We start from the raw sequence: 12603 nt of genomic DNA on the forward strand, positions 1-12603 counted from the left end.
CACGGGCGTGCCTTCCCGACCGACGCTGCGAACGTCGGCCTACTCGATGACCATCAATCGATCACCCGGGAAGGTACGCCCTTCGTACACCAACCCGGGTCCGATCCACAGGTCTTGAGCATTGCTCGCCTCCTGTCCGAAAGGGGCCTGGGGCACAGCGCGCGCGAAGCACTGGCCGGCGCCACAGGGATCTGTCTGGACGTAGCCCTTGCTGATCTCCGACCACCTGACGCCCTGACGCGCCAACCACTCCTGATCGCTGCCCAAGAGTCCCCGGAAAGCCGGGTCGCTGCCGGCCACCCCTCCTGCACCTTCCACTATCTGTTCCGCGTATCGGAGGGCCAGGCGGCATGCGCGCGGACCACGGCGACACGTATCAGATGGGTCCCCAGGTACGGGATGCCCGATACCATGCTGAAAAAGCGGATCAAGGCAGCGAGGACCAAGCCCATGGCGGCACTGCCAGCTGTTTCTCCCGCACCGGCCAAGTCCGCGGCAGCGTCGGGCATCGCTGAGGGAAGCGTACTCGGAACGTCTCCCCCTCCGACCGGACCGTCGCAAGGGGAGGAGTCCTTCGTGCTGACCTCTCCGGCAGAGTGCCCAGCCGTCATTCCGCTGCCTCACACGGGCGGACCACCCGCTGTCGAGGAAGCGTGGGCGCCTCCATGCGCCACGTGCCAAAATCTCGACCTCGCGGGCCGGGCCGCGCAGGAGCGGGACGACCTCGGCGAGCTGAAGGCGATCAATCGGCAAGAGGTGCTGCACTACCAGGCTCATCACCTCGGATAGGCGTCCCTGCCGTCAGGAGCGAACCCTCCGGAGCCCTGTGCCTGTCTCTCGTTGGGATGGGTGCGGGGCCTTTGATGCGCCCATCGGCCCTCTTGCGCCGACCGGCCGGAGAGGCGAAGGTCGAGCAAGCAGCCGCAATCCGATCGACACTGGGAGCGGGTAGGCATGAGGCTTCGGTTCCTCGGGATCATCCCGAACACGCCTGGCAACGAGTCTCCGACATCTGGCTGGACGAGGACAGCGGAGACCTGCTGATCCAGTCATACCGGGCCTCCGAGGAAGAGGTGAAAGCGTGCCAGGAGACCGGCTCGGTTCCCGGCCACGGGACAGATGTTCCGGATCACGAGACGATCATCCGGCTGCCGGAGGTCATGTTGCGGTTCATCCCCCGTCCCAACAGTGAGAGTAAGGCGAACGGTGCCGGCGAAGACGCTTGAGGAAGAGTGGGCCGGAGTCACCCTGAGCGCTGTCCACCTGGAGATGCGCGACAGCTACATCCGGGATGATCCGGGGTTCATCGCTTGGCAGGAGGGACGCACCGATGAAGCGGCAGCCAAGTACCAGGCGTGGACCGATTTGATGAAGGAGGCGACAGCGCGTGGCGTGGTTGTGCGCCGTGCCCGGATCGTCAGTGAGCCCCTGTCGGACTACTGCCGGTTCGAGTACGACGTGACCGCCCCGGTGAATCTCGCAGGAGGCGAACGAGTGCGTTGGCTGCCCCGCCGTCGCGCCTCGGGCATTGCCCTGCCCGGTAACGATTTCTGGGTGTTCGACGGGTCTCACGGAAAGTTCAACCACTTCACGGGCGACGGGACGTCCGCTGGTCCGGAACCGTTCGACGACCCTCGCGTGGTGAAGTTGTGCGTCGATGCGTTCGAAGACGTGTGGGAGCGCGCTGTTCCACATGAGGAGTACCGGCCCGTCTGAGCCATGGCAGCGTCATCGTCCTCCAGCGTCCAAGCGGCCCGACAGGCCCTCGCGGATCGGCTCCGAGAGCTGTGTCGGGACGCAGGGCTGGAAGGCAAACAGCTTGCCGCGCTGTGCGGCTGGCATCCGTCCAAGGTCTCCCGGATCTCGACGGCGAAGACCGCCCCGAGCGCTGACGACATCCGGGCTTGGTGCCGGGCTTGCGGTGCGGACGGCCAAGCAGCCGACCTGATCGCTTCCCTGCGTGCTGTCGAGGGCATGTGGGTGCAGTGGCACCGCATGGAACGCACAGGACTGCGACGCGCTCAGGAATCCGTCCTACCGCTGTATGAGCGCACCCAACGATTCCGAGCCTACTCCCCGAACTTCGTCCCCGGCCTGATACAGACCTCCGAGTACACCGAGGCCGTGCTACGCGCTGTCCAGCGGCGGAGGGTCACGATCGATGACGTGGCCGACGCCGTGGCCATCCGTATGGAGCGTCAGCGCGTGCTCTTCGAGGGAAGCCGCCGGTTCGCGTTCCTCATGGAGGAATCGGCACTGCGGAACTCTCTTGGAGGCACCGAGGTACAGCACGGGCAGCTTGAACACTTGCTATCGGTTGGCCGACTGGCCAACATCAGCGTCGGAGTTGTTCCAGACAGCCATGTCCGGACTCGCATGCCAGTAGAGGGGTTCTGGATCTACGACAAGGCTCAGGTCAACGTCGAGTTGGTGAGCGGCTACCTCACGATCACCCAGCCCACCGAGGTCAGTGCATATGCCGACGCGTTCGCCACACTGGCCGACATGGCGGTCTACGGCTCGAAGGCTCGCCGGTTGATCGCAGCGGCGATCGATTCCCTCAGGTAATTGGTCCGCAATCACGCGCAATCGGCTGGGGGTTGAGAGGCCGTAGTTCCTAGCGTGGTGGGCATCGGACCACGTGAGGGGACGGCGACACCGTATGAAGGCCAAAACGTACCCGCAACCCTCGGTAGAGCTGCCGCTGAAGCTGGACAGCGAACCCGAGGGCGACCCCCATTGCGGCGTGTGCACGTCGCTGTTCAAGGAACGCAGCGAGGCGCAGGCCAGGGGCGACGGCTCGAAGGTCTCCGACTGCAACGTGGAACTTCGGAACCACCCCCACAAGGGCCACCAAGTGGCGGGGCGGCGATGACGGCTCCATGAGGAACCTACGCCCGCCCGGTCGCACGCCTCCTCGTTCTCGTGAGGCGGAGACGGTCGGGCGGGGTACCGAGAACCAGCCCCATTCGCTACAACCAAGGGAGGCCCGCGATGGGCAGGGATGAAGTCAACGGCTACGACGTGGCGGGCAACGAGATCGTCAGCGCCCCCGAGCCGGAGCCTGAGCCCGACGAGAACGGCGACGGAGATGACAAGTAGCGCCCCCGGTTCAGGCGACGGCAGCGCCCGCGCGACCGCCCGGCGGTTCCTGAAGCGCGAGTTTCCCGAAGCGTCCGAGCTGTCGTGGCTGTGCCCCGCGCACAAGGACCCGGACGCCATGAAGCTGGTGCTCCGGTCCAGGTACGTGTGCCTGCACTGCCAGCGCGAGCGCACCCGCGTCTGACACCCGCCCCGGTCGGCACCCCCCGGGCGTCGGCAGAGGCTTCCCCAAGCCCTGATCTGCGGCTCTGGCCGTAGTCTGCCCCCATGGACGCGACGCCCCGAGACCACCGACCGGCACCCCGTACAAGAGTCCTCCTCGCCGAGGACCAGGGCATGATGCGGGGTGCGCTCGCGCTGTTGCTGGGGCTGGAGGAGGACATCGAGATCGTCGCCCAGGTCGGCGACGGCGACGCGATCCTGCCGACCGCGCTCGACACGCGCCCCGACGTCGCCCTGCTCGACATCGAACTCCCCGGCCGCAGCGGCCTCGACGCCGCCGCCGACCTGCGGGCGAGCCTGCCCGAGTGCCGGGTGCTCATCCTCACGACCTTCGGCAGGCCCGGCTATCTGCGCCGGGCGATGGAGGCCGGGGCCTGCGGCTTCCTGGTGAAGGACGGCCCGGTCGAGGAGCTCGCCGCGGCGATCCGGCGCGTGCTCGCGGGCGAGCGCGTCATCGATCCGGCCCTGGCCGCGGCCGCCCTCAGCGCGGGCCCGAACCCCCTCACCCAGCGCGAACGGGACGTCCTCGCGACGGCGGTGGACGGCGCGACGGTGGCCGACATCGCGGCGAAGCTCCACCTCTCCCCGGCCACGGTGCGGAACTACCTCTCCGCGGCGATCGGCAAGACGGGAACCCGCAACCGCATGGAGGCGGTCCGCGCCGCCCGCCAGAACGGCTGGCTGTAACCCCCGACGACGAGACGACGAACGGCCCGCCGGGGAGAACCCCGGCGGGCCGTCAGGTCATGCTGCGCGACGGATCAGCCTCGCTGGATGCCCGAGGTGTCCTGGAGCACACCGCGGCGGCCGTCCTGCGTCTGCGCGACGAGCGCCTGACCGCGCTGCTCCACCGCGAGGTACCAGGTGCCGGGCGCGAGCTCGGCGACCGGCGTCGGCGAACCGTCCTCCGCGAACAGCGGACGCGTCACCGGCACGGCGAACCAGAACGGGGCGAAGTCACCGGCCGGGGCGGCGGCGGGCTGCGCCGCGCTCTGCTGGGCGGCACCGCCGAAGCCCTGCTGTTCCTGCTGCGGCTGGCCGCCGTACGAGGGCTGGCCGCCGTAGGGGCCCGCGGCACCGGCCTGCTGCATGCCGCCCGGGCCCGGGTAGCCGTAGCCGGGGTTCGGGCCGACGCCGTACGGGGACGGGGCCTGCGGACCCGCGGCGGCGAGCAGCGGGGCCTTGAGGGCCGGGGTGCGCGGCGTGAGGACCGCGACCACGGCGAGCACGAGGTTGGCGATCAGGCCCAGGATCTGGCCGATGCCCGCGGACACGCCGGAGCTGCCGCCCATGATCGTCCACAGCGAGGACCACGCGGCGAACACGGCGAGCGCGGTGCCCCACTGGTCCAGGCCCATGCCCGCGAGCTTGCGCCCCTCGGGCTGGAAGCGGGCGGCGACGATGAACCCGGCGGCGATGATCCCGGCGAGGAAGATCGACGGCAGTACGGGGAACAGCCCGGACTTCCAGCCGTTCGGCTCCGCCGGGCAGAGCGACGACTGGCCGCAGTCGTACGAGTAGAAGCTCAGGAACGAGGCGATGAACAGCAACACCGCTGCTCCGATCACCACGCCGTCGCCTCGAGTGAGGGAGCGGATGTTCACCTAAAATCCTTCGTCAGTGTCGATCAGTGTTGATCAATGTCGTCGCTGTCGCCGGTGCACGGGGTGCGGAAAGGCGCGGGGGTGAGCCCCCATCGTACGGGTGAACCTATCGCCTGCACGGCCCGGGCGTCTCCTTCGTATCTCCCTCGTGACATGCCCGTGGCCTGGCAGTATTCAGATCCGCACGGGCGGCCGGGCTACTTCCGCAGGAAGTCGGCGATGCCGTCCGCGATGCCCCGCGCCGCCTTCTCGCGCCAGGACGCGTCGGTGAGCAGGGCCGCGTCCTGGGGGTCACGCATGTTGCCGCACTCGATGAAGACCTTGGGAATCCTGGAGAGGTTGAGGCCACCGAGGTCGGAGCGGGTGTCCAGGCCGGTGCCGCCGCCGATGTAGTTGGAGGGCGCGCTCCCGGTCGTCCGGAGGAAGTTGCCCGCGACGCGGGCGCCCAGCTCCTTCGACGGCCCGGCGATCGGGCCGGTGTCCGCCGCGCCGCCCTTCACCGACGCCGGCAGGATCACATGGAACCCGCGGTCGCCGACGGCCGCGCCGTCCGCGTGCACGGAGACGGCCGCGTCGGCGTGCGCCTCGTTGCCGATCCGGGCGCGCTCGTCCACACACGGGCCGTACGGCCGGTCGCCGTCGTGGGTGAGCCGCACCGTGGCGCCCTGCTCCTGGAGCATCGTGCGGATGCGGTGGGAGACGTCGAGGCTGAACGTCGCCTCCGCGTACCCGGCGTCCGTGGACGTGCCGGTGGTGTCGCACTCCTTGCGGCCCGTGCCGATGTCGACGGAACGGTCGATCTCGGCGGTGTGCTCGCTGTTGTGGATGTTGTGGCCGGGGTCGATGACGACGACCTTGCCCTTGAGGGGGCCGTCGGACCGGGGCGCCGCGGACGACGGCTGTTCCGAGGAACGCTCCGGGGAGGGAGCGGCCGAGCGCGGGGCGGCGGAGGACGCGGACCGGGACGGGGACGAGGGCGAGGACGGCGACGAGGACGCCGGGGCGGAACTCACCGCGGCGGCCGTGGGGTGCTTGCCGTCACCCCCGGAACCGCCGCTCGCGTCCCACAACAGCCAGCCGCAGAAGCCCACGGGCACGATCGCCGCGGCGGCGATGAGGAGCGGGGTGCCGCTCAGGCGCCGGGTCACGCGGCCGTCGCCCAGAGGGCGCGGCATGCGGGGAAAACTGCCTTTGGACACCCCGCGATGCTAACCCGGCCTCTCAGAGCCCGGGTCCAGTATACGAAGTAATGGCGTCAAGCCACACGCCGCAGTACGTGCAGGGAGCGCGTTACCGAGACCTCGGTGAACGCACCGGACTCCAGAGCCCTGCGGTACACGCGGTACGGCGCCTGCCCGCCGTCCGCCGGGTCGGCGAAGACGTCGTGGATGACGAGCAGCCCGCCGTCGGCGACGTGCGGCGCCCAGCCCTCGTAGTCGTTCGTGGCGTGCTCGTCGGTGTGCCCGCCGTCGATGAACACGAGGGAGAGCGGCGTCCCCCACACCGCCGCGACCTGCGGGGAACGCCCGACGACCGCGATGACGTGCTCTTCCAGACCCGCCTTGTGCAGCGTGCGGCGGAACGTCGGCAGCGTGTCCATCCGGCCGACCTCCGCGTCCACGACGGTCGGATCGTGGTACTCCCAGCCGGGCTGCTGCTCCTCGCTGCCGCGGTGGTGATCGACCGTCACGACCGTCGTCCCGGCCTCACGCGCCGCGGCGGCGAGCAGGATGGTGGACCGGCCGCAGTACGTCCCCACTTCGAGGAGGGGGAGCGCGGGGTGCGTGGCCGCTGCCGCTTGGGCGGCGGCGTGGAGGGCGAGCCCTTCGTCCAAGGGCATGAAGCCCTTTGCCGCCTCGAAGGCGGCGAGTATCGCGGGCTGGGGCTGCATGGCGGGCTCCTGGCGTGCGGTGCGATTGGTCGCGGCCATGCTATGGCCGGGGGCTTCGCCCCCGGACCCCGTGGTCAGTTGCGGCCGTGGTCCGGTTGCGCCCACAGGGGTGCGTCTTGCGCTGCGCGCGCGGCTGCGGGTCCGCTGCGCGGCGCCTACCGGGCTGCCTCTTGTTCTCGGCGCGCGGCTGCAGGTCGGTGGGGGCTGGTCGCGCAGTTCCCCGCGCCCCTGATGGGGCGCGGCCCGGCGGCTGTGCTTACGTATCACCTCCCGTTTGTGCCCACGGGCCGCACCGAAACGGGGGCCAGGGGCTCCGCCCCCGGGAACGGGCGCCGTGAAGCGGGGTGATAACTGACGCGCCGTCAGCTACCGTGGGCGCCATGCGCCTAGGCATGGCCCTCGGCTACTGGGGCCGCACCCCCGACCCCCGCCACACCGAGCTCGCGACCGAAGCGGAGCGCCTCGGCTACGACTCCGTCTGGACGGCCGAGTCCTGGGGCTCCGACGCCTTCACCCCGCTCGCGTGGATCGCCGCGCACACCCGCCGCATCCGGCTCGGCACGGCGGTGGCGCAGATGGCGGCCCGCTCCCCCACGGCGACGGCGATGCACGCGCTCACGCTCGACCACCTCTCCGGCGGGCGGCTGCTGCTGGGGCTCGGGCTCTCCGGGCCGCAAGTGGTGGAGGGCTGGTACGGGCGGCCGTTCCCGCAGAGCCCGCTGACGGCGACGCGGGAGTACGTGGACGTGGTCCGGCAGGTGCTGCGGCGCGCGGGACCGGTGGTCCTGGACGGCCGCTACCACCCGCTCCCGTACGACGGCCCGGACGCCACCGGCCTGGGCAGGGCCCTCAAGCCCGTCACCCACCCGCTCCGCCCCGGCCTGCCGGTGCTGCTGGGCGCCGAGGGCCCCCGGAACGTCGCCCAGACCGTGCGCATCGCCGACGGCTGGCTGCCGCTGTACTGGTCACCGCTGCGGACGGAGCTCTACGCGGACGCCCTGGCCGGGGCGCGCGACGGCTTCATGGTGGCCCCGCTCGCGCAGGCGCGCGTCTGCTCCGATGTGGCGGAGGGGCTGCGTCCGGTGAAGGCGATGCTCGGCTTCTACATCGGCGGAATGGGCCACGCGGGGCGCAACTTCCACGCCGACCTCATGGCCCGGATGGGCTTCGGCGACGCGGCCCGCGAGGTACGGCGGCTGTTCCTCGCGGGGCACCGCGAGGCGGCGGCCGCCGCCGTACCGGACGACTTCGCCGACGAGATCTCCCTCGTCGGCCCGCGCTCCCGCATCGCGGAGCGTCTGGACCTGTGGCGCGCGGGCCCGGTCACGGACCTGCTCGTCATCGCGCCGGACAGGGAGACGCTCCGCGTCCTCGCGGACCTCAACACATGAATACGCGAAACACGCGACTCACATATTGATCATGTGTCCGGCCAGGCCGTGAATGGCCTCCTTCACCGCCTCGCCCAGGGTCGGGTGCGCGTGCACGTTGCGCGCGACCTCGTGGACGGTGAGGTCCCACTGCTGAGCCAGCGTCAGCTCCGGCAGCAGCTCGGTCACCTCGGGGCCGATCAGGTGGGCGCCGATGATCTCGCCGTACCGGGCGTCGCTGAGCACCTTCACGAAGCCGGTCGGCTCGCCCAGGCCATGGGCCTTGCCGTTGGCGGAGAAGGGGAACTTCACGGCGCGTACGTCGTAGCCCGCCGCCTTGGCCTGCTCCTCCGTGTAGCCGAAGCTGGCGATCTGCGGCTGGCAGTACGTCGCCCGCGGGATCATGGCGAAGTCCACCTCCATGGTCTCCGCCCCGGCGATGGTCTCCGCGGCGATGACACCCATGGCCTCGGCGGCGTGCGCCAGCATCATCTTGGCCGTCACGTCACCGATGGCGAAGATGTGCGGCACGCTCGTACGGCCCCGGCCGTCCACCGCCACGGCACCGCGGTCGGTGAGCTTCACGCCCGTGTTCTCCAGGCCGTAGCCCTCCACGCGCGGGGCGAAACCGATGGCCTGGAGGACCTTGTCCGCCTCCAGGACCTGCTGCTGCCCGTCGCGCGTGACGGTGACCCGCACGGGCGCGGCCGGGTCGCCGTCGTCGATCGCCTCCACGCGGGTGGAGGTGAGGATCTCGATGCCCAGCTTGCGGTACTGGCGGGCCAGTTCCTTGGACACCTCGGCGTCCTCGGTGGGCACGACGCGGTCGAGGAACTCGACAAGCGTGACGCGCACGCCGTAGCTGCTCAGCACGTACGCGAACTCGACGCCGATGGCCCCCGCGCCCGCGATGACGATGCTCCCCGGCAGTTCCTCGTCAAGGATCTGCTCCTCGTAGGTGACGACCCGCTCGCTGAGCCGGGTGCCGGGCAGCAGCCGGGTGGTGGCGCCGGTCGCGAGGATGCAGTGGCCGAAGGTGATGGTCTCGGTGCCGCCGGAGGCGAGGGCGACCTGGAGGGTGCGCTCGTCGGTGAAGGTGCCGCGGCCGTCGTACTCGGTGATGCCGTTCTTGCGCATCAGGTAGTGCACGCCCGCGACCCGGCCGTCGGCCACCTTGCGGCTGCGCTGGAAGGCCACGCCGTAGTCGAAGCTCACCGGGCCCGAGGTGCGGATGCCGAACGTCTCGGCCTGGCGCGTCACGATCTGGGCGAGCTCGGCGTTGCGCAGCAGCGCCTTGGACGGGATGCAGCCGACGTTGAGACAGACGCCGCCCCAGTACCGCTCCTCCACCACGGCCACGCTCAGCCCCAGCTGCGCGCTGCGCACGGCGGCGGTGTAGCCGCCGGGGCCGGCGCCGACCACCACGACGTCGAAGTGCTTGCTCATCTGTGCCATCTCCTGCGGGATTCCGGGGCTTTCCGTTCGCCCGCGCCCACTGTAGATCGGCCACGGACACGGCAGGACGGCGGACGAGCGTGCCGTGCGTCACCGTCCGCGCGGGAACCCGCCGGGGAGGCAAACGGCCCGGTCAGCCCTTCTGGACGTCGGAGAACGAGGGCACTTGGTCGGTGACCGTGGCACCGGCGCCCTTGCCCGCGTCCTTCACATTGCCGATGACCTTGTCGAAGGCGTTGGCGTCGTTGTCGGTGGCCTCGCCCTTGCGGAACTTCGTGGTCAGGCCCTTGAGCGAGTCGATGCCCGAACTGAGCGGGGCGACGGCCTTGGAGAGCGTCGGGTCGCCCTTGGCGTTGTTGATCGCGGCCTTGAACCGGTTGTACGAGAACGTCCCGGCGAGCCCCGCCTTGATGAGGGCGCCGGTACGGCCGTCGGCACCCTTCTTGAACGAGCCGTTGCGGTACGGCTTGATGATCCACTTATAGGCCGCACCGGAGGCGAGCCCGGCGTTGGCGACGAACCGGGTCTTGGCGAACTTCTGCCGCTCCATCGAATTCGTGGGCTCCGGCCCGCCGGTCTCGCTCGCCTTGGAACTCTTCCCGCCCCCGCATCCCGTACCGACGAGAAGCAGCCCGCAGACGAGGGGGACGGCGATGACGGCACGACGACGCTGCAAGGCGACCTCCGGTGGATACGCGGCGTTCCCCCTAGCGTGAGGCAGGGCCTCACGGTCACGCCACCGGGCGCACCCGTTCGAGTCAGGGCGCCCCTGAAAGGGGCGCGGGGAACGGCGCGAGCAACCACCCACAGCCGTCAGCCGCGAACCGACCTCACGAGGCTCCCCCATAGGCGCCCCGAAAACAACCGGCTAGCAACAATCCGGCTCAAGCCCCACCGGCAACAACTCCCCACCGAAAACAGCGACCGTCGCCTCATGCCCCCCGAGCGCGGCGACAGCCAGAAGCAGCGAACCCGCGGTCCAGGCGGTCTGCTCCTCGGGCCAGACCGCATCGTCATCGAAAACGTAACCGGTCCAGTAGAGCCCAGAGTCGGCCCGCAGATGCTGGATCCACTGGAGGATCTCCACGGCCCGGTCGGACTCGCCCATGACCCACAGGGCCATGGCGAGCTCGCAGCTCTCGCCGCCGGTGACCCAGGGGTTGGGCGAGACGCAGCGGACGCCGAGGCCGGGGACGACGAAGCGGTCCCAGCCCTCCTCGATGCGTTCCTTGGCGGCGGGGCCGGTCAGGGCGCCGCCGAGGACCGGGTAGTACCAGTCCATGGAGTAGCGGTTCTTGTCGAGGAAGCGCTCGGGGTGGCCGCGGATGGCGTGGGCCAGCAGCCCCGCCGCCAGCTCCCAGTCCGGCTGCGGCTCCTCGCGGTGCTCGGCGATGGCGAGGGCGCAGCGCAGCGCCTGGTGGATGGAGGAACAGCCGGTGAGGAGGGCGTCGGTGACGTCCGTGCCGTCCTCGTCCTGCTTCCAGCCGATCTGGCCACCCGGCTGCTGGAGCCGGAGGACGAACTCCACGGCGGCGAAGACGGTCGGCCACATCCGGTCGAGGAAGGCGTCGTCGCCGGTGGAGAGGTAGTGGTGCCAGACGCCCACGGCCACGTAGGCGACGAAGTTGGTCTCGCGGCCGCGGTCGGTCGGCGCGGCGGCGTCGCCGTCGGCGTACGCGGCGTACCAGGAGCCGTCCGGGTTCTGGTGCTCGGCGAGCCAGCGGTACGCGGCCTCGGCGCGGCCGCGCTCCCCGGCGGCGTCCAGGGCCATGGCGGCCTCGACGTGGTCCCACGGGTCGAGGTGATGGCCCCGGAACCAGGGTATGGCGCCGTCCTCGCGCTGCCCCGCGGCGATGGCCTCGACCGTGCGGGCGGCCTGTTCCGCGGTGAGCACGCCGGGCAGGACGAGGCGCTCGGTGCTGCCGGGGCCCCTGCTGAAAGTGGTCACTTAAGCGTCCGCCCCGGTGCGCCGCGGCTTCGTCGCGTACGCCACGAAGCTCTTGCCGATGACGGGGTTGAGGAACTGCTCGGCGACCCGGGTGGTCCGGGGCTTCTTCATGATGTCCCAGACCAGCAGCTTGTGGTACGCGCGGACGGGCAGCACCTTGTCGTTGTCGACGCCGAAGGCGCACTTGAGCCACCAGTAGGGGCTGTGCAGGCCGTGCGCGTGGTGGGTGCCGTAGGGCTTGAGCCCGGCCTCCCGCATCTTGCGCAGGAGTTCGTCGGCCTTGTAGATGCGGATGTGGCCGCCCTCGACCTCGTGGTACGCGTCGGAGAGCGCCCAGCAGACCTTCTCGGGGCCGTAGCGGGGCACGGTGACGGCGATCCGGCCACCCGGCCGCAGGACGCGGACCATCTCCGCGAGCACACCCTTGTCGTCGGGGATGTGCTCCATGACCTCGGAGATGATGACGACGTCGAAGCTGTCGTCGGGGAAGGGCAGCGCCAGGGCGTCGCCCTCCATGGCGGTGGCGGTGGCACCCTCGGGAGCCTCACCGGCCTCCTTCATGGCGGCGAACCACTTGGCGACCTCGCGTATCTCCTCGGCGTTGCGGTCGAGGGCGACGACGCGGGCCCCGCGCCGGTAGCACTCGAAGGCGTGCCTGCCCCCACCACAGCCCAGGTCGAGCACGCGATCGCCTGCGGCGAGCGGAAAGCGGGAGAAATCAACGGTCAGCACGGAGAGCTCTGCTTTCGCTTGACGGGTCGTGTACATGCGTTGCGGGCCGGCAAGTACCCGCCCGCTTTGTGGGCAGGCGTCCCGCTTGGCGATGGGGGCACCCCCGGCCGAAGGCTGGGGGAGGGTGGGCACAAAGCGACCACCGGCCCGCACCCGGCCACGCTCCGAAGTCCGGAAAGCATCAGCCGCGCCCCGCGCGCGAGCGCGAAAGCGCAATCGCCACGCGATACCGCTCCACCGTCCCCACAGCAGCCCGCTGTGGGGACGGTGGAGCGGTAT

Annotated in this window: 13 protein-coding genes and 1 pseudogene; 7 read left to right on the top strand and 7 right to left on the bottom strand. The window is 70.5% G+C overall.

The window, feature by feature from the left end; genetic code table 11:
• Positions 1-954 precede the first annotated feature (954 nt).
• The 6 genes and pseudogenes from K6I34_RS18895 (at position 955) to K6I34_RS18920 (ending at position 4011) form a co-directional block, all read left to right on the top strand.
• Positions 955-1226: pseudogene (locus K6I34_RS18895) on the top strand (hypothetical protein).
• On the top strand, positions 1207-1716 hold the full coding sequence (locus tag K6I34_RS18900) for a DUF6879 family protein (RefSeq protein WP_374230962.1): 510 nt from the start codon (positions 1207-1209) through the stop codon (positions 1714-1716). Before K6I34_RS18895 ends, K6I34_RS18900 begins: the two are co-directional and overlap by 20 nt.
• A gap of 3 nt (positions 1717-1719) precedes the next feature.
• The gene (locus K6I34_RS18905; RefSeq protein ID WP_229327459.1) at positions 1720-2568 is read left to right on the top strand and encodes a helix-turn-helix transcriptional regulator; all 849 of its coding nucleotides are present in this window, start codon (positions 1720-1722) and stop codon (positions 2566-2568) included.
• A 94-nt stretch (positions 2569-2662) separates the two neighbouring features.
• The gene (locus K6I34_RS18910) at positions 2663-2875 is read left to right on the top strand and encodes a hypothetical protein (protein WP_229327460.1); all 213 of its coding nucleotides are present in this window, start codon (positions 2663-2665) and stop codon (positions 2873-2875) included.
• 216 nt (positions 2876-3091) lie between these two features.
• Positions 3092-3286, top strand: coding sequence for a hypothetical protein (locus tag K6I34_RS18915; RefSeq protein ID WP_229327461.1), 195 nt, complete (start codon positions 3092-3094; stop codon positions 3284-3286).
• Positions 3287-3369: 83 nt separating this feature from the next.
• Positions 3370-4011: a DNA-binding response regulator gene (locus K6I34_RS18920; RefSeq protein WP_229327462.1), complete on the top strand. Its 642-nt coding sequence runs from the start codon at positions 3370-3372 to the stop codon at positions 4009-4011.
• A 74-nt stretch (positions 4012-4085) separates the two neighbouring features.
• Here the strand turns inward: K6I34_RS18920 and K6I34_RS18925 are convergent, their stop codons facing one another.
• The 3 genes from K6I34_RS18925 to K6I34_RS18935 form a co-directional block, all read right to left on the bottom strand.
• On the bottom strand, positions 4086-4928 hold the full coding sequence (locus K6I34_RS18925) for a DUF5336 domain-containing protein (protein ID WP_229327463.1): 843 nt from the start codon (positions 4926-4928) through the stop codon (positions 4086-4088).
• A 197-nt stretch (positions 4929-5125) separates the two neighbouring features.
• Positions 5126-6103 (bottom strand): N-acetylmuramoyl-L-alanine amidase, encoded by a 978-nt coding sequence (locus tag K6I34_RS18930; protein WP_238489281.1) that lies wholly within the window; start codon positions 6101-6103, stop codon positions 5126-5128.
• An 80-nt stretch (positions 6104-6183) separates the two neighbouring features.
• Entirely contained in the window at positions 6184-6819 is a 636-nt protein-coding gene (locus tag K6I34_RS18935) for a class I SAM-dependent methyltransferase (protein WP_229327464.1), read from the bottom strand.
• A gap of 380 nt (positions 6820-7199) precedes the next feature.
• Between K6I34_RS18935 and K6I34_RS18940 the strand changes: the two genes are divergently transcribed.
• Positions 7200-8210 (top strand): LLM class F420-dependent oxidoreductase, encoded by a 1011-nt coding sequence (locus K6I34_RS18940; protein ID WP_229327465.1) that lies wholly within the window; start codon positions 7200-7202, stop codon positions 8208-8210.
• An 18-nt stretch (positions 8211-8228) separates the two neighbouring features.
• On the opposite strand, the gene lpdA is transcribed toward K6I34_RS18940, so the two are convergent.
• From lpdA to K6I34_RS18965, 4 genes are all read right to left on the bottom strand, one after another.
• A complete protein-coding gene (gene lpdA / locus K6I34_RS18945) occupies positions 8229-9635 on the bottom strand; it encodes a dihydrolipoyl dehydrogenase (RefSeq protein ID WP_238489283.1) in 1407 nt (468 codons plus the stop codon).
• A gap of 142 nt (positions 9636-9777) precedes the next feature.
• Positions 9778-10320 (bottom strand): hypothetical protein, encoded by a 543-nt coding sequence (locus K6I34_RS18955; protein ID WP_229327466.1) that lies wholly within the window; start codon positions 10318-10320, stop codon positions 9778-9780.
• A gap of 192 nt (positions 10321-10512) precedes the next feature.
• Complete coding sequence (locus K6I34_RS18960) at positions 10513-11592, bottom strand: prenyltransferase (RefSeq protein ID WP_229327467.1); 1080 nt, start codon at positions 11590-11592, stop codon at positions 10513-10515.
• Positions 11593-12324, bottom strand: coding sequence for a class I SAM-dependent methyltransferase (locus K6I34_RS18965; RefSeq protein ID WP_229327468.1), 732 nt, complete (start codon positions 12322-12324; stop codon positions 11593-11595).
• Between the last annotated feature and the right edge of the window lie 279 nt (positions 12325-12603).

Origin of the sequence: Streptomyces sp. UNOC14_S4, assembly GCF_020740835.1 — a bacterium.
In the GTDB taxonomy this organism is placed as follows: Bacteria; Actinomycetota; Actinomycetes; order Streptomycetales; family Streptomycetaceae; genus Streptomyces.

Coding starts and splice junctions, on each gene's coding strand:
- K6I34_RS18905 (WP_229327459.1), top strand. CDS start 1,720: ATGGCAGCGTCATCGTCCTCCAGCGTCCAAGCGGCCCGACAGGCCCTC.
- K6I34_RS18910 (WP_229327460.1), top strand. CDS start 2,663: ATGAAGGCCAAAACGTACCCGCAACCCTCGGTAGAGCTGCCGCTGAAG.
- K6I34_RS18915 (WP_229327461.1), top strand. CDS start 3,092: ATGACAAGTAGCGCCCCCGGTTCAGGCGACGGCAGCGCCCGCGCGACC.
- K6I34_RS18920 (WP_229327462.1), top strand. CDS start 3,370: ATGGACGCGACGCCCCGAGACCACCGACCGGCACCCCGTACAAGAGTC.
- K6I34_RS18930 (WP_238489281.1), bottom strand. CDS start 6,103: ATGCCGCGCCCTCTGGGCGACGGCCGCGTGACCCGGCGCCTGAGCGGC.
- K6I34_RS18935 (WP_229327464.1), bottom strand. CDS start 6,819: ATGCAGCCCCAGCCCGCGATACTCGCCGCCTTCGAGGCGGCAAAGGGC.
- K6I34_RS18940 (WP_229327465.1), top strand. CDS start 7,200: ATGCGCCTAGGCATGGCCCTCGGCTACTGGGGCCGCACCCCCGACCCC.
- lpdA (WP_238489283.1), bottom strand. CDS start 9,635: ATGAGCAAGCACTTCGACGTCGTGGTGGTCGGCGCCGGCCCCGGCGGC.